At 36.2% G+C, this 17,304-nt stretch carries 13 protein-coding genes; 2 read left to right on the forward strand and 11 right to left on the reverse strand.

Annotation, left to right across the window (positions count from 1 at the left end; translation table 11 throughout):
- Positions 1–134: 134 nt before the first annotated feature.
- The 9 genes from FG27_RS17395 to FG27_RS17435 form a co-directional block, all read right to left on the reverse strand.
- Entirely contained in the window at positions 135–1,103 is a 969-nt protein-coding gene (locus FG27_RS17395; RefSeq protein WP_037321365.1) for a Gfo/Idh/MocA family protein, read from the reverse strand.
- Positions 1,100–2,803, reverse strand: a complete 1,704-nt coding sequence (locus FG27_RS17400) for a sodium:solute symporter (RefSeq protein ID WP_037321368.1) — start codon at positions 2,801–2,803, stop codon at positions 1,100–1,102. The genes FG27_RS17395 and FG27_RS17400 overlap by 4 nt, the downstream gene beginning before the upstream one ends.
- A gap of 108 nt (positions 2,804–2,911) precedes the next feature.
- Positions 2,912–5,398 carry a PIG-L family deacetylase gene (locus tag FG27_RS17405; RefSeq protein ID WP_037321371.1) on the reverse strand — a complete coding sequence of 829 codons (2,487 nt, stop codon included), beginning with the start codon at positions 5,396–5,398 and terminating at the stop codon, positions 2,912–2,914.
- Between the two features lie 165 nt (positions 5,399–5,563).
- Positions 5,564–6,103, reverse strand: a complete 540-nt coding sequence (locus FG27_RS17410) for a mechanosensitive ion channel domain-containing protein (RefSeq protein ID WP_037321373.1) — start codon at positions 6,101–6,103, stop codon at positions 5,564–5,566.
- Positions 6,104–6,253: 150 nt separating this feature from the next.
- Positions 6,254–6,847 carry a Maf-like protein gene (locus FG27_RS17415; protein ID WP_037321376.1) on the reverse strand — a complete coding sequence of 198 codons (594 nt, stop codon included), beginning with the start codon at positions 6,845–6,847 and terminating at the stop codon, positions 6,254–6,256.
- Positions 6,848–6,879: 32 nt separating this feature from the next.
- On the reverse strand, positions 6,880–7,785 hold the full coding sequence (locus FG27_RS17420) for a geranylgeranylglycerol-phosphate geranylgeranyltransferase (protein ID WP_037321378.1): 906 nt from the start codon (positions 7,783–7,785) through the stop codon (positions 6,880–6,882).
- A gap of 7 nt (positions 7,786–7,792) precedes the next feature.
- Positions 7,793–8,119, reverse strand: a complete 327-nt coding sequence (locus FG27_RS17425) for a multidrug efflux SMR transporter (RefSeq protein ID WP_037321380.1) — start codon at positions 8,117–8,119, stop codon at positions 7,793–7,795.
- Entirely contained in the window at positions 8,120–8,632 is a 513-nt protein-coding gene (locus FG27_RS17430; protein WP_037321382.1) for an HAD family hydrolase, read from the reverse strand.
- Entirely contained in the window at positions 8,616–9,377 is a 762-nt protein-coding gene (locus FG27_RS17435; RefSeq protein WP_037321384.1) for a Rossmann-like and DUF2520 domain-containing protein, read from the reverse strand. The genes FG27_RS17430 and FG27_RS17435 overlap by 17 nt, the downstream gene beginning before the upstream one ends.
- 123 nt (positions 9,378–9,500) lie before the next feature.
- On the opposite strand from FG27_RS17435, the gene ccsA reads away from it, so the two are divergent.
- On the forward strand, positions 9,501–12,689 hold the full coding sequence (gene ccsA, locus FG27_RS17440) for a cytochrome c biogenesis protein CcsA (protein WP_037321386.1): 3,189 nt from the start codon (positions 9,501–9,503) through the stop codon (positions 12,687–12,689).
- 161 nt (positions 12,690–12,850) lie between these two features.
- On the opposite strand, the gene fumC is transcribed toward ccsA, so the two are convergent.
- Positions 12,851–14,248, reverse strand: a complete 1,398-nt coding sequence (gene fumC / locus FG27_RS17445) for a class II fumarate hydratase (RefSeq protein WP_037321388.1) — start codon at positions 14,246–14,248, stop codon at positions 12,851–12,853.
- 181 nt (positions 14,249–14,429) lie between these two features.
- On the opposite strand from fumC, the gene FG27_RS19300 reads away from it, so the two are divergent.
- Positions 14,430–14,606 (forward strand): hypothetical protein, encoded by a 177-nt coding sequence (locus tag FG27_RS19300; RefSeq protein WP_037321390.1) that lies wholly within the window; start codon positions 14,430–14,432, stop codon positions 14,604–14,606.
- Between the two features lie 94 nt (positions 14,607–14,700).
- Here FG27_RS19300 and FG27_RS17455 read toward each other — a convergent pair whose 3' ends face one another.
- Positions 14,701–17,229, reverse strand: a complete 2,529-nt coding sequence (locus tag FG27_RS17455; RefSeq protein WP_037321392.1) for a TonB-dependent receptor domain-containing protein — start codon at positions 17,227–17,229, stop codon at positions 14,701–14,703.
- Between the last annotated feature and the right edge of the window lie 75 nt (positions 17,230–17,304).

Raw genomic sequence — 17,304 nt, forward strand, 5'->3', positions numbered from 1 at the left:
TAATCTCAAAAAATATCAAACCTCACAGGTCATCAAAACCTGTGAGGTTTTTTTGTATTCATATATAAAACAGGAATCACAAAAACATCAGCATAGATCCTGAATCAAGTTCAGGATGACGATTGGGTAGTAATTTAATATTCCAGCCCAATTTCATCTCTCACTTTATCCAACAAATCAATTAGCTGCAGACTTCTTGCAAAAGTCATTTCACCGCTTTCGGTTTTGACTTCTAAGAGCATTTTTTGAACATGTTCGGCTTCAAAATTATATCCATTAGCCTTTACTTGAAATTCCTTAATTTCTTCACCTTTGGGAGTTTTAATAGTTAAGCTGGTAGGTTCGTGAAATCTCGTGTTAAGCGTAATTGTTGCTTTTTCTAATTGAATAACTGCCGTGGTCGGGGTTTTCTTAACGATAGAACTGCTCAATTCGGCTTCAATTCCACCGTCATACTCAAAAACCATATTACAATCTTCATCAATCCCGGTTTCACTGAAATTAGCTTTCGCCTGAATTTCCTTTGGCATACCTAATGCGCTCATCGCCATAAAAATAGGATAGATCCCAATATCCAGTAAACTTCCTCCACCCAGGTCTTTATTGTAAAGCCGTTTATCCAGATCTACCGGTGCCGGAAATCCAAAATCGGCTTTAAGGTTCTTGATCTTGCCATATTTTTCAGATTTAATTTGTTCGATTACAAATAGAAAATGCGGCAGAAACTGTGTCCACATCGCTTCCATAAGAAATACATTTTCTTTTTTTGCTTTTGCGATCATTTCTTCCACCTGCTTTTTATTCATCGCAAATGGTTTTTCGCATAAAACTGCTTTTTTATGATCTAAGCAAAGCAATGTTTGTTGATGATGAAAAACGTGTGGGGTGGCGATATAAACCACATCCAGATCTTTATCTTCCAGCATCGCTTCATAGCTGGAAAATAATTTAGTAGCTTCATGCTCTTTAGCAAAAGTTTCCGCTTTGGTTTTAGATCTACTGGCTACGGCATAAAGTTCAGCACCTTCCACATCCTTTAATCCGGCGGCAAATTTTCCGGCTATTTTTCCGAGGCCAAGAATGCCCCATTTTATTTTCTTCATGTTCTTTTAATTTTGTGTTCAGGTGTTTTTATAAATAACTCCAGGATCAAAGCTATGCTAATAACAAGTAAACAACCAGCTAAATTGAGCCACAAGTACGGCATTGTATCAAAATACCAAAGTGCAATTACAATTACCTGGGTAATAATTGCGGCTACAAAAACCGAATTACTATTTACGATTTTAATAAAAAATGCGAGTAAAAATATTCCCAAAACATTTCCGTAGAAAATAGAACCGATAATATTTACCAGTTGAATAAGGTTATCGAACAAATTGGCCACGCTGGCAAAAGCAATGGCAATACTGCCCCAAAGAAGGGTAAACCATTTAGAAACCCGTACATAGTGCTCATCAGATTTTTCGGTTTTTCGGCTTCTTTTGTAGAGATCTATGGAAGTAGTTGAAGACAACGCATTTAACTCTGAAGCGGTAGAAGACATAGCTGCAGAAAGGATTACGGCAAGGAGAAGTCCAATAAGTCCGCGGGGTAAATTATTTAGAATAAAATGAATGAAAATATAATCTTTATCATTGCTTTCAGCATCTTTATCTGAAGCATCAATTAGCTCGCGTGCTTTTTGGCGGGTTTCATTTTCGGAAGTATTTAAAGTAGCGAGGTTTTCACGATACGTAGCACTATTCTCTGGTGAAAAGTTATTGTTTTCGGCAAATTGTAGATGTAAATTTTGCTTTTCTTGCTGAATTTCTTCGTGTTCCTGCATTAAATCTTCATATTGGTGCCCGTATTCTGAATTTAAAACAGTTTCAGTAGCAGCAGGATTAAAATTTAAAGGGGCATTATTGAATTGATAAAAAACAAAAACCATTACGCCTACAAGCAAAATAAAGAACTGTAATGGCACTTTAAGCATTCCGTTCATAATCATTCCCATCCTGCTTTCATTAACCGATCTTCCGCTTAAATAACGTTGCACCTGGCTTTGATCTGTACCAAAGTAGGAGAGAGCCAAAAAGCTACCGCCAATAATTCCGCTCCAAAAAGTATAACGGTTTTCAAAATCGAGTGAGAAATCAAGAATTTGCATTTTTCCGCTGGCACCGGCTATTTCCAGGGCATTACTAAAGTTGATATTTTCTGGCAAATAGCTAAGAATAATAAAGAATGCGGCAAACATCCCGGTAAGAATCACGGCCATTTGCTGTTTGTGCGTAACACTTACGGCTTTAGTACCCCCGGCAACGGTATAAATAATTACTAAAGAACCTATAAGGATAGTAAGTCCGGAAAGGTTCCAGCCTAAAACAGCTGATAAGATAATAGCTGGTGCGAAAATGGTTAATCCTGCAGCAAGGCCACGCTGTATTAAAAATAAAATAGCGGTTAAGGTCCTGGTTTTCCTGTCAAATCTTGATTCTAAATATTCGTATGCGGTGTAAACATTAAGCCTTCGGTAAATTGGAATAAAAAATAAACAAATTATTACCATTGCAATGGGCAAGCCAAAATAGAACTGTACAAAACCCATCCCATCGTGAAAAGCCTGTCCCGGGGTAGAAAGGAAAGTAATTGCGCTGGCCTGTGTTGCCATAGTAGAAAGGCCAATTGTCCACCAGCGGGTTTCGCTGCCTCCACGAATATAATCCTGGGCGCCCTGGTTGTTTCGGGTTTTATAAACACCGTATATCACTATAAACGCCAAAGTGCCAAGAAGAACAATCCAGTCTATTAGTTGCATATTAAGAGAATAGGAGCATTATAAAATAAAAAAGTACGATGTATACCGCATTGGCTAATAACACGAAGGTGTATGATTTTTTCCAGATAAATTTTTCAGGTTTTTCCATTATTTTCCTATTGAAATCATATTGGCAAAAAGCCTGTAAGCACCGGGAACTCCCTCTGGAAATTGCCTAAAAAAGCTTAGTCCGGTATAAATAAAATAACCATCCCCGTATTTTGCGACCATAAGACTGCCGTTTTTTGCACTTTCTCCTTTATCGTTCATAGAAAGTACAGGTGTAAATTCTTCACTCCAGGAGTCTGGAAAATAAAGTCCGCGTTCCTGCACCCAGTTATCAAAATCATTTTTAGTGATTTTGTTTGGAGAGTTTAGAATTGGATGATTTTCGGCTAAAAATCGTACTTCTGCAGATTCATCGGTTACTCTGTCTCGAGATAATTCGAGTGGAAAAGGAGAAAAATTCTCTGTAACTAAACCTCTGTTGGTATTATATTGAATAATTAAATTTCCTCCATCTTTCACATAGTTTAAAAGCGCCTGTTGTTTATATTTTAATTCCTCAACCGTATTTAACGCCCGAATTCCCAAAACTACTGCATCATATTTTTGAAGCGAAGCCTGTGAAATTGAAGCTGCGTTCAATTTTGTAACACGATACCCAATTTGCTCCAAACTTTCAGGAACAACATCACCTGCACCTGCGATATAGCCGATTAATTCTCCCTTTTTTTCGATTTCTAACCTGGCAACTTTCAATTTTGAAGGAACTACCAGATTTTGCTTTGGAATATGTTTATAATCTATAGTGATTAATTTATCTGAAAATTCCCTACCATCTATTGTAGCGGTTGGTGTGATAAAACTTTCATTTTGATCTTTAGGTGGAGTAATCTTAAATGAAATAATAGCAGAACTACCTTTTTGCTGAAGTTGGAATCTATGATTATCGGGTGTAATTTTCCAACCTTTTCCTGCAGAAAGACTAACTTCTCCCTTAACATTAGCTTTTCCCGATGTGACTTTTACAGAGATATTTTTGGGTTCATCATTTTCGAAAATCACAACATCATCTTCAAAGCTTAGCGAAACTTGCGGGATAATCTCAAAAGGTTGGTAGGTTTCTCCAAAAACTGGATCGTTAAATTTATAAACTATGGGTTTTTCAAAATCCAGCAGAATATCTTTAAACTTTAGAAAGAAAACAGCACTATTATTTTTAGGGGTTTCAGGCAAACCTATTAATTTCTGCTCTTCTACTTGGTACATTCCATTCCCAGGACCTTCTTTTAACCAATAGGGATTGGTGTATTCTGCATTTTCAGAGATTTTAATACTTACTTCCTGTTGCCAGTCTTCGTTGTTTTGTAGTTTAATTTCCGGTTGAATTTCAGCATTATTGGGTCTTATAATAACCTTAGTTAATTCGATGGGAAAATCACTACGATTAATCGCTTCCAAATTCACCTGTAAGCTATCTTTTTGAGTTACTGAAGCTTCTGCAGCTACTGCTTCTAAAAATAAGCCTGCGCTGGCATAAATGACGTTCTTAATTTGTTTGGTTTTTAATTCGCGCCAATGCTCGTTAGGTAATTCGCGGATTAATTTATAGGCTTCCAGTAATTTCGGTAAACTGGCGGCCGGATCCTGGAAATTATAATTTTCCTCAACCTGATTCAGAATTTCAGCAATTTTATTACCGCCTTCCAATTTACTCCAGGAAGTATCTATGCCTTCAAAAACATCTTGCGAGCGAATGGTATCTCCTTTAATGGGTTCTAAATATTCCATTTGATTCCCTCTTGAACCTGTGCTACCAAACCCCTGGGATTGATGTTCACTGCGGCTTAAAGAAGAAATTTCAGGATTTGAGAGTCCAAGGAGTGGAAAATAAACTCCGGTATCAAAACTTATAAAACGGTCTTTACTGGCTTCTTCAAAAGCTTCGTCCCCGCCATAAAACCAGGGGGAAGTATTAAAATAAGTCCGTTTAGGTTGGTGGGTTTCTGTAAATTCTAATTGCTCTTTAAATCTATTAGGATTGGCAGCGGCATCAAAAGCTTCTATACTAATTAAAGCAGAAGAAGTGTGATGGCCGTGGGTGGAGCCGGCGGTGCGGTGGTCAAACCGATTTATAATTACATCGGGTTTAAAATTTCTAATAATCCAAACCACGTCTGCCAGTACTTTTTCTTTATCCCAAATTTGTAAAGTTTCTTCCGGTGTTTTGGAATAACCAAAATCATTAGCACGGGTAAAAAACTGCTCGCCGCCATCAATACGCCTTGCGGCAAGTAATTCGTGAGTTCTAATAAGCCCCAGTTGTTCTCTTAATTCGGGGCCAATAAGGTTTTGACCACCATCACCGCGGGTTAAAGATAGGTAAGCGGTTCGAGCATTTTTTTCGTTGGAAAAGTAGGAAATTAATCTCGTGTTTTCATCGTCTGGATGGGCGCCTATATATAAAACGGAGCCCAGGAAATTTAGTTTTTTTATTTCCTGAAATATTTCAGAAGCATTTAGTTTTTCGGGTTCCTGTGCGTTTAAATTCCACAGGAAAAAAATGCAAAGGATACTAAGTATTTTGCGCATATTGTTAAAGGCAATTAATGAGACAACCAAATATAAAAACTTTAGCCGCCTGAAGATAGGAATTTACTCGATAATCTAGAATAAACGATCTAAGACTTCTTGCAAGGATAAAATATGGTGCTATTAATCCCTAAAGTTTGGTCTAAGGTTTACTTGCTTTAGAGTTTAGAGGCTGCTTTTATCTTCATCCTGATACACATCTTTTGCGACAAGGGAAACCGCTTTTTGCAGAATAAGATTATTAGGGTAAGTGATCAATTCTCCCTCTAAAGTTCTGAGGTGTAAATGAAAAGCCTTTATGTCTTCAATAATTGCTTCAATAGGCATGTCTTTATCATGTATCTTTATTTTGTCTCCAATTTTATACGGAAAGGAAAAAAATAAAATAACCCCAGAAGTGATATTGCTTAGAATAGACCATATTGCAAATAAGGCAACACCTAATACTGCGAAAACCGAAGAAAATATAAGAGAAAGTTCGGTTAAGCCCATTCCCCAGGCAATTGCCAGTAAAAAGAAAGAGATAAATACAATAAGGATATTAATGTACTTAAACATTAACCTGGTTCTTGTGAAGTCTATTTCGCTTCGCTTACCAACTCGATGGGCGGCTTTCTTTAATAAAAACTGAACAATTAATAGGGCAAAAACAGTAATTACCGTGTAGGTGATTTCCGATTTATAAGTGACCAAAACTTCGTACATATTCACTCAGAATTTTGATATAAAGGTAATTTTAAAATGAATTAATCAGTTAAAAAAAATTAAGTTATTCAGGATTTTTTACTTTAGAGCTCCTATTAATCTAAAACATTATATTGCAACATTCAAATATCTTAATATTAGTTATTTAAATTATTGAATTGAAGCAAGATCAATAAGCTCGTTATAGACCAAATGTGTTGGCAGACCTACGACATTAAAATAACTTCCTTCCAGGTTAGTTATTCCAATTAGGCCAATCCATTCCTGAATTGCATAACCGCCTGCTTTATCAAAAGGTTTGAAATTTTCTACGTAATAGTCAATCTCGCCGCTTGTAAGTTCTTTAAAAGTGACTTTGGTTTCGCAATTAACTGTAGATTGATGTTTTAGCGTGGTGAAAGAAACTGAAGTAAATACGCTGTGGGTTTTCCCTGAAAGCGATTTAAGCATTTCCTTAGCTTCAGCTGAAGTTTTTGGTTTGCCCAGTGCTTTTTCCTCATTATAAACTATAGTGTCGCTGGTAATTATAATTTGATTTTGTTTTAATTCTTTTTGAAAAGCTTCCGCTTTCAATTCAGCTAAAAAATTAGTGATTTCTTCTTTTTTTAGATAATCTGGGTAAACTTCCTTTACGGGTCTTACATCCATTGTGAATGGAATATCAAGATCCTTGAAAAATTGATGACGTCTTGGAGAGCCGGAGGCAAGAACTATTTCTTTATTCTTTAAAAGGTCTTTCAGCATAATTGCAGGTGTTTTAATTTGTTTTCAGAATTTTAAAATTCTAGAAATCCGATAGAAATGAGTCCGAAAAATAAAACTATTTTCAGGATTATACTTAATTGGGAATATTCTTTCTTTTTTTCAGCATCCATGATTCGAATTGCGAAATAAAGCAAAGGGCCAAGGATGAAAATAAGGCTATAAAGTACTAAATAAGTATTGTCAAAAATATAATTGTAGATATAATAAACCAGCGTGGCTATTGGTAAAATGGTAAATGCGAAAATGATTTTATTTGTTCGGCAACGGCCTAATAAAATAGGAAGGCTATTTATACCTACGTTATAATCGCCCTTAATATCTTCCTGATCTTTCACCATTTCTCGAAGTAAATTGATTAAAAATGCGAAAATAGCGTAATCCAGGAGGGTGAAAAATAGTGAAGCCTGAAGCTCCTGATTTTGAAGGGTAATCGCCGGTAAAAGATCGAAAATTCCCGGTAGAATTGCCACACCACCAACCATTAAACTAACCGCAATATTTCCTGCTAGTGGAACAAACTTTAAATATGTGGAATACACATAAAGTAGGGCAGAGCACATAATGAATAATGCGGCGAATGATGGGTATCCAATAATATTGGCTAAATAGAAACCAATACTAACCGCACTAATATTGAAGATTAAAAACCATCTAAAAGCCGCTTTTTCCGGAACCCCCTGGTCAATATAGCTTTTATGAGGTTTATTGATACTATCGGCTTTTACATCGTTAAGATCGTTTATTATATAACCTGCTGCTGCCAGGCCAATGTTTACGAAAATAAGAAGTGCGTATTCAATGCTACTCAACACTGTTTCAGCGCCCATATTTTCAAAAAACAAAAATTTGACAAGTAACTGGGTGATGACAATGAACAGTAAATTTTTCCATCTAATAAGGTTTAAAAACGATTTCATAAAATTGCTATTCAGAAACAAATTTTAAACCTACCAAAGAAATAATTAAAGTGCTTAGGAAGAAAAGTCGCCAGAAGTGAGCGGGCTCTTTAAAAACGAGGATACCTAATAAAACGGTGCCCACAGCCCCAATGCCGGTCCAAACCGCATAAGCAGTACCAATTGGCAATGTTTGGGTGGCTTTATACAGCAAAATCATACTCAAAGTTAGCGATACTAAAAAGCCAATAAGCCACAGGGTAGAAGCATTCCCTGAAGTTACTTTCATTTTTCCTAAACAAAAGGCAAAGCCAACTTCAAAAAGCCCGGCGAGAACAAGTATTATCCAATTCATTTATTCTTTATCAATCCATTTCCCCTGTACCTTCATCACCTGCTCAATAACATCACGAACGCAGCCTTTACCGCCTTTTTTGTGAGAAACATACCTGGAAATCTCTTTAACTTCGGCTACGGCATCCTGCGGGCAGCAAGGTAAACCAACCAATTTCATTGGGTAATAATCGGGAATATCATCTCCCATATATAAAACGTTTTCAGCCATGATTTCATAAATATCAAAGAATTCATCCATTTGCTCCACTTTATCGTGAATGCCAAGATAGATGTCATTAATTCCCAGGTCTCTTAATCGTTTGCGAACGCCTTCATTTTTTCCTCCGGAAATAATACAAACCGTATAACCGGCATTTTTGGCGGCTTTGAGAGCGTAACCGTCTTTTATATTCATAGTGCGTAAAAGTTCCCCTTTGGTGCTAATTTGAATGCTGCCATCGGTAAGTACGCCGTCTACATCAAAAACGAAAGTATTGATTTGATTAAGGTATTCTTTATAATTTTTTTCCATGGAAATCTTGAATAGATTGGGTTAAAAGGCTGTAAATATCTTTATCTTTTTTAGATAAAAGCTTTAAATGAGTTTCAATTGTTTTTTGATCGTTTCTTAAGGCCGGACCTGTTTGTGCATCTTTTGGCGATAAACTTTCCATTTTTGAAGCGGTTTCTTTTATGAGCGGTTTCAAAATACTAAAATCTACCTGGTTTGTTTTACAAATTTCAGCGCCTATGCTATATAAATGATTACTGAAATTATTTACAAAAACAGCAGCCAGGTGCAGGGCCTTTCGTTGCTCAGAATTAATCTCCCGAATATCTCTTGTTATTGCTGAAGCCAAGGCTTTTATTCTTTCCAGGTTTTCTATTGAATTAGCTTCAATACAAACCGGGATTTCAGAAAAATCTACAGCTTTATTTTTAGAAAAGGTTTGCAGGGGATAAAAAACTCCCAAATTAGTGAGACATTCCAAAGAATTTAAGCTAACTGCGCCCGATGTATGTAAAACAATTCCGTTTTTACTTTTTAGATCTTGAGCAATTTCCGGGATGACATCATCTTTTAAGGCTAGAATATAGAAATCGCCCGACTTTAAGTTTCTAATTTCGGTAGAGGTTTCAGTAAATTTCGAAAAATATTCCAGGCTTTCATCCCGGTGATTATACACCTGAGTTACCTTTATATTTTTTGCTTTAGAAAATGCTTTAAATAAATGAAAAGCAACATTCCCTGCACCTAAAATTACCACTTCAGTCATTCGGCTAAATTATTAAAAATAACGAGGCAATAAAATTAACATTCGTGTAGGAGAAAGTGTTTCGTTTTATCCAATAGAACCGTTAAATTTCCTTAAATTTGCAGCCGTAAAAAGAGTTACTTCATGCAGAATAAAATAGCCTCTGTCATATTTTCTACACGTATAATGGCAGTCTTATTTGTGGTCTTTTCAGTGGCCATGGCGTTCGGAACATTTATAGAAAGTTGGTACAGTATTGAAACCGCAAGAGTTCTAATTTATAATACCTGGTGGTTTGAAGGAATCATGGTATTCTTTGTAATCAATTTTGCAGGAAATATTGTAAGATATAAGCTTCATAAACGAGAAAAATGGTCTTCACTTTTAATCCATTTATCTTTTGTTTTGATATTGGTAGGTGCTTTTATCACTCGTTATATTAGTTATGAAGGTATGATGCCTATTAAAGAAGGTGAAACAACTAATGTGATGCTTTCTGAAAAAACCTATCTCACCACTTTTATAGATGGAGAGATTGATGGAGAACCTCGTCGCAGGGTTTTAGAAGAGACTGTACTTTTTGCTCCTGAAACAGAGAATGAATATATCTTAAATACCGATTATAACGGGCAACCGGTTACTGTTGAAGCCACTAATTTTATTTATGGCGCTAAAGAAGAACTGGTAGCTTCCGAAGATGGTGCGAACCATCTAAAACTCGTTGAAGCCGGAGACGGAAATCGCCATGACCATTATCTAAAAGAGGGAGAAGTTCAAAATATTCATAATGTTTTATTTTCTCTTAATGAACCTACCGAAGGTGCTATAAATATAACTTATGAGGAGGATAGCGGTAAATACACTATAAATTCTCCTTTTGAAGGAGATTATATGCGAATGGCCGATCAGGAAAAAGGAGCTTTAGTAAAAGATTCTACCCAAAATCTTATGTTGCGTTCTCTTTATAATATAGGGGCCATGCAGTTTGTAATTCCTGAGCCTATTATAAAAGGCAAGTATGATGTGGTAAAAACTCCGCAAAAAGATGATGGACAGGCTGATGCTGTGACGCTTAAAGTTACCAGCGAGGGAGAATCTGAAACTATTACTTTATTGGGCGGGAAAGGTATTGATAGCCAGCCCCAGAAAGTAGAACTCGCCGGCCTTGAATTTTATTTGAATTACGGAAGCAAAAATATAGAATTACCTTTTGCCTTAAAACTTAATGATTTTATCGCTGATAAATACCCGGGTACTGAAAGTTCCTATTCTGCATTTAAAAGTAAAGTTGAAATAGTAGAAGAAGGTAAAGAAAATGTTCCTTACGAAATTTATATGAACCACGTGTTGGATCACAAAGGATTTAGGTTTTTTCAGGCCAGTTTTATGCCAGACGAAAGTGGTACCATTTTGTCGGTTAACCACGATTTCTGGGGAACCTGGATCACTTATATAGGTTATTTCCTGTTGTATCTTGGTTTGATGCTTATTTTATTTGATAAAGGTTCACGCTTTGGAAACCTCAAAGAAATGTTGGAAAAGGTAAAGGATAAAAAGAAAAAGCTAAGCACTGTGCTAATTTTCTTTATGGCGGCAGGTAGCATGTTCGCACAAACCTCTGAAGACGATCACAAGCACGCTGAATCGGCTAAAATGGAAGTTGATTCCATAATTAAAACCAACGCCATAAGCGAAGAGCACGCGGCTAAATTTGGCCAACTGGTAATTCAGGATGCAGGTGGAAGAATGAAACCGGCAAATACATATTCCTCTGAATTACTTCGGAAGTTAAGCAAATCTGATTCTTATGAAGGTTTAAGCTCTGACCAAATCCTGGTTTCGCTTACCCAAAACCCTATGATATGGTATAATGTGCCAATTATTTATGTTGAAAAAAACAATGATAGTTTGCATAATATTCTTGAAGTAGATGAAGGCGAAAAGTATCTAAAACTAAGTAGTTTTTTCGATGAAACAGGAAATTATAAATTATCACCTTATTTGGAAGATGCCTACCAGGCTGCAGTTCCCAATAAATTTCAGAAAGATTTTATTGAAACCGATAAAAAAGTAAATCTTTTATATCGTGCGCTTCAGGGTAAGATCTTACGAATATTTCCTATTCCTGAGCACGAAAATAATAAATGGGTTTCTTATCCTGAATTAGAGGATGAAGGAGTCGTTTTTAAAGGAATGGATTCGGTATATACCAAACAAATTCTTCCTTTGTATATGACAGCTTTATCTGATGCAAAGGCCTCTGGAGATTATGAAAAAGCCGATCAGTTTTTAGAAAGTATTAAAGGATTTCAAAAGAAATTTGGAGAGGAAGTCTTACCTTCAGAAGAAAGAATAAAGGCAGAGATCACCTATAACAAATATGATATTTTCAGAAATCTTTTCTGGATGTATATGACGGCGGGGCTTTTAATGTTGGCTTTTGTTATTGCCAGAATTTTTAAAGAAAATAATTTCACTAAATGGCTGGTAAATATTAGTAGTGGAATCATAATTGTGCTTTTCGTTTTACATACCCTTGGTTTAATTGCAAGATGGTATATCTCGGGACACGCCCCCTGGAGTGATGCCTATGAGTCTATGATCTACGTTGCCTGGGCTACGATGTTCTTTGGTTTAGCATTCGGAAGAAAAAGTACTTTAACAATAGCCTCCACAGCTTTTGTAACTTCTATGATCTTAATGATTGCCCATTGGAACTGGATGGATCCTGCTATTGCTAACTTGCAGCCTGTTTTAGATTCCTACTGGTTAATGATTCATGTTTCGGTAATTGTAGGAAGCTACGGCCCGTTCACCCTAGGCATGATTTTAGGCATTGTTGCATTGTTCTTAATGATTTTTACTACTGAAAAGAATAAAAAGAAGATGGATCTCAATATTAAAGAGATTACCATTATTACTGAAATGGCATTAACGGTTGGTCTTGTAATGTTAACTATAGGAAACTTTCTCGGAGGCCAATGGGCTAATGAGAGTTGGGGGCGTTACTGGGGTTGGGATCCTAAAGAAACCTGGGCTTTAATTAGTATCATGGTTTACGCTTTTGTAATTCATATGCGCTTGGTGCCCGGGCTAAGGAGTAGATGGTTTTTTAACTTTATGGCAATCGTTGCATTTGCAAGTATAATGATGACTTATTTTGGAGTAAACTTCTATTTAGCTGGTTTGCACTCTTATGCGAGTGGAGGTAAGGTAATTACACCTACTTTTATTTATTATGCAGTTGCAGTAGTTGCAGTACTTGGAGCGGTGTCTTACTGGAGGTTTCAGAAGTTTTATGCGAAGAAACCTAAAAAGAAGATTGAGAAATAGGTTTTTTACAATCGTCATCCTGAACTTGTTTCAGGATCTAAGTTATACTTAAACCATACAATATTAGAAGCTGAAATAAATTCAGCTTGACGAATATTAATAAGAAAAGCCTGTCTAAAATTTTTAGACAGGCTTTTCTGTTTTTATGTAATTTGAATTATCTATTTAATATTCCCTACCATATCTTTAGGTTGAACCCACTCATCAAATTGCTCTTCAGTAAGATGGCCTAATTCAACTGCCGCTTCTTTAAGCGTGGTTCCGTCCTCATGTGCTTTATTCGCAATTTCAGCAGCTTTATAATAGCCTATTTTAGTGTTTAGGGCGGTAACCAACATCAGGGAATTATTTAAATGTTCCTGTATTCTTGGTTTGTTAGCTTCAATTCCCTGGGCGCAGTTTTCATCAAAAGATATACAAGCATCTCCAATAAGCTGTGCGCTTTGTAAAAGATTTGAAGCCATTACTGGTTTAAAAACATTTAATTCAAATTGGCCCTGCATTCCTCCAACACCAATAGCAACATCATTACCCATAACCTGTGCGCAAACCATAGTTAAAGCTTCGCACTGCGTAGGATTCACTTTTCCGGGCATAATAGAAGAACCGGGTTCATTTGCAGGAATATTGATTTCTCCAATTCCGCTTCTTGGTCCGGAAGAAAGCATTCTTATATCATTTCCAATCTTATTTAAGGAAACAGCCAGTTGTTTTAAAGCTCCGTGAGTTTCCACAAAAGCATCGTGGGCAGCGAGCGCTTCAAATTTGTTTCCTGCAGATACGAAAGGCAACTCAGTGAATTTTGCAATAAATTCAGAAACTCTTTTAGAATAACCTTTAGGGGTATTTAATCCTGTTCCTACGGCGGTTCCACCAAGTGCTAATTCTGAAAGATGTGGAAGTGTATTTTCAAGTGCTTTGATTCCGTGATCTAGCTGAGCAACATACCCGCTGAATTCCTGGCCAAGGGTTAGGGGAGTCGCATCCATAAAATGGGTACGGCCAATTTTTACCACTTCTTTAAATTCTTCTGATTTTTTCTTTAGCGTATCGCGAAGTTGCTTTACTCCAGGAAGCGTTACTTTAGTGATCTTTTGGTAAGCAGCGATATGCATTCCGGTAGGAAAAGTATCGTTAGAAGATTGAGATTTATTGACGTCATCATTCGGTTGAAGTGTTTTATCGCCTTCTCCCAAAGTTTTTCCTGCCAGCTGATGTGCGCGATTCGCGATAACTTCGTTTACATTCATATTACTTTGGGTACCGCTACCGGTTTGCCAAATTACCAGCGGGAATTGATTATCGTGCTTTCCAGCAAGAATTTCATCACAAACCTGAGCGATATAATCTCTTTTATCAACAGGCAAAACTCCTAATTCACAATTTGTATAAGCAGCCGCTTTTTTTAGGTAGGCGAAGCCATAAACTATTTCCAGAGGCATACTACCAGCAGGGCCAATTTTAAAATTATTTCTGGAACGTTCAGTTTGAGCACCCCAAAGTTTATCTGCCGGGACCTTTACATCTCCAATAGTATCTTTTTCTATCCTATAATCCATAAGTATATTATTAGTTGAGTCACAAATTTACAAGTTAGCGGCTTTTTAAAGGAATAAAACTGAAGAATTTAGTCTATAATTTTTGAATTTTTAAATTGATGTTTTGAATTTCTTATAATTTAATTGTGATAACCGGTTAAAGCTTACTATCTTTGACCAGCATCAAAAAATTTTGGAAATTATGTTCGAATTCGATCAATATCTCGGTTTTCTGGCTTTCCTGGTTATTTTAACTATGGGATTCTGGCTAATGATTTTCCTAATGGCTATTTTACCCTATTGGATAGGTGGTTCGGTTGCCGAATTACTGAAAGAGAAGAAAGAAGCAAGAAAAAAAGCTAAAGAAGCAAAAGCATAAAAAAAGGGACATTCGATGTCCCTTTTTTTATGCTTTATTATTAAAGATTTAGATAAAAAGTCCGACTCGATTGAGCCGGATTTTTTATTTAAGCTTATCCTTCAAATCCTGAATCATCAAAATCCTCATTGTCATTACGTCTCTGTTCACGTTTTTGTTGATTAAACCTATAAATTACAGAAAGATTAATTTGTCTTTGTCTCCATTGGAATTCACTATCGCGATTAAAAAATTCAGTAGAAGTAAAGGATCTCCTTTTTCTTGAGTTCAATAAATCTCTTACATTTAAAGAAAGTGTTACGCTTTCATTTAAAATTTCTTTACTAAATGCAAGATCTATTGAAAATATTCCTTCATTTTTTGTTTGTGCATTTTCTTGAGGACCCCTGTAGAAAGCATTGGTTTGCCAGTCTACTGCTCCCGGAAGTGTTACTTTAGAGCTAAACCTTGCAAACCAACTGGTATTTTTTGCTCCATAATCAACTCCGTTAAACTCTCCTTCAGTTTCGAATTGGAAGAAATTAAAACTACTGTTTAATCTTAACCAATCTGCAGGATTATAAAGAATTCCTAGTTCACCACCGGTTCTTATGTTGGTAGCAAGGTTAATAGGAATAGTTCTAATAATATCAATACCATCGGTAGTTTCCTGACCTGTGTTTTCTTCTACTCTTTCAAAAGAATCGGTTTCGTGTTGGTAGTATACAGAAGAAGTAAAGGTTAGTTTATCCCATCTTTTTAAATAACCAATATCAAAAGCACTGGCAAAGGCAGGCTGTAAGTTGGGATTTCCCTGGAATACATTTGTTCGGCTTGAACGAGAAGGAAAAGGATTAATAAACCAACCCCTTGGGCGGTTAATCCTTCTATTATAACCAACGGTAATATTTTCTTCTTCGCCACCATCGCTTGATAATTCGTAGATTAAATTAACTGTGGGAAAGAGACCTAAATAATTATTATCAAATTCGGTTTGAATTGGGAAACCAAAAGCTTCTACAAGTTCTTCATCACTTAGCCTGGAATCTATATCACCTTTAAGTTGCGTGTTTTCTAATCGAAGTCCTAAAAGGAAAGAGAATTTTCCAAATTTAGTTCCGTATTGAGAATACAGAGCATTTACGTTCTCTTCGTAATCAAAAATATTAGTAAGCGTATCATTGGTTACCAGGTTACCGGTAGCCAAATCTTCTTGCTGTAAACGATAATCGGTAACTTCGTTCTCAAAATTCCCCCTATAACCTGCTTCAAACCTTGCATTTTCACCAAGGGGTAAAACGTAATCTGCCTGAATTAAATATTCTTTTTGATTTTCTTCAGTATAAACTTCCTCTCGCTGAAAAGCCTGAGGATTTACCTCGGTAGCAAAAGTATAATCTTCATTTATAAAAATATTTTGTATTTCTGCATCATTCTCATACTGAAAATCGGCAGTAAGTTCGTGACCTTCATCATTAAATTTATTCTGATAATTTAATGAGATCTGGTAACTATTATCTTCTTCACTCTGCAATTCTCTCCTTAAAGTTTGTTCAACTAAATCACCACCAATATACCTGTCACTATTATTATCGGTTATATCCTCATCTTCACCATATCTGTAAAATAAACTGGCAGTTATCGAAGATTGTTCTGTTAGAAAATATTCAATCCCAACATTACCATTATAATTTCTATTTAATCGTTGTACTTCTCTCTCTTCACGAATTCTATCATATTCTGGTCTAACAATTTCTCCATCAGAATTAAATCGTCTTAAATATTCGGTATCGCTGAAGTTATTTTGAGGGGCATCAAAATAGCGCCATCCAATATTAGTAAAAAGGTTGAATTTCTCAGTTCTATAGTTAAGGTTGGTAGAAAGACCTGCATTATCTGGATTTCCTAAATTTAAATTAACAGAACCATTGAAACCCAGGGTCTCTTTTTGTCTAAGAATAATATTTAAAATACCTGCTGTACCTTCGGCATCATACCTGGCGGAAGGAGAGGTGATAACTTCTACACGTTCTATGGCTTCTGCTGGAAGCTGACTCAATACATTAGAATCACCAAAACCAGCCATTGCTGAAGGTTTGCCATTAATAAGAATTCTAACATTCTCGTTTCCTCTTAAACTAATTCCACCTTCTACATCTACAGAAACCGATGGCACATTATTAAGAGCATCACTTACGGTACCTCCAGCGGTAGTAAGATCTTTTCCTATATTGTAGATCTTTTTATCAAGCTGAACGCTAACCTGTGTAGTTTCAGCCTGGACTAAAACTTCATCAAGACTATCTGAATCCAGTCCCAAACTTACTGTTCCCAAATTAAGATCTGAATCTACTTTACGATCATTAAATCTCTTAGTTTCGTAAGATATAAATTCAACAATTACGTTATAGGTGCCTTCTGGAACTTCTATAGAGAAATTCCCCTGTGTATTTGTTACAACTCCAGTAACGTCTGCGGGATCGTTAGCGTTAACTACAGAAACGGTTGCAAATTCAAGAGGAGCATTCATCTCCTCGTCCATTACTTTTCCGGAAATTTTAAAAGGCCCCGATTGGGCGAAGCCGCTAAGGCTAAAAAAAAGAAAAAACGCTGCAGAGAGCGTACTCAACATTTTGGTGGTCATAGAAAATTTTCTTCTTTGACCTCTATTTTACGAGATGGTTTAAAGCGAATTCGGTTAAACTCGCGTTAAAAGGAG

The organism is Salegentibacter sp. Hel_I_6, from assembly GCF_000745315.1.
GTDB lineage: Bacteria > Bacteroidota > Bacteroidia > Flavobacteriales > Flavobacteriaceae > Salegentibacter.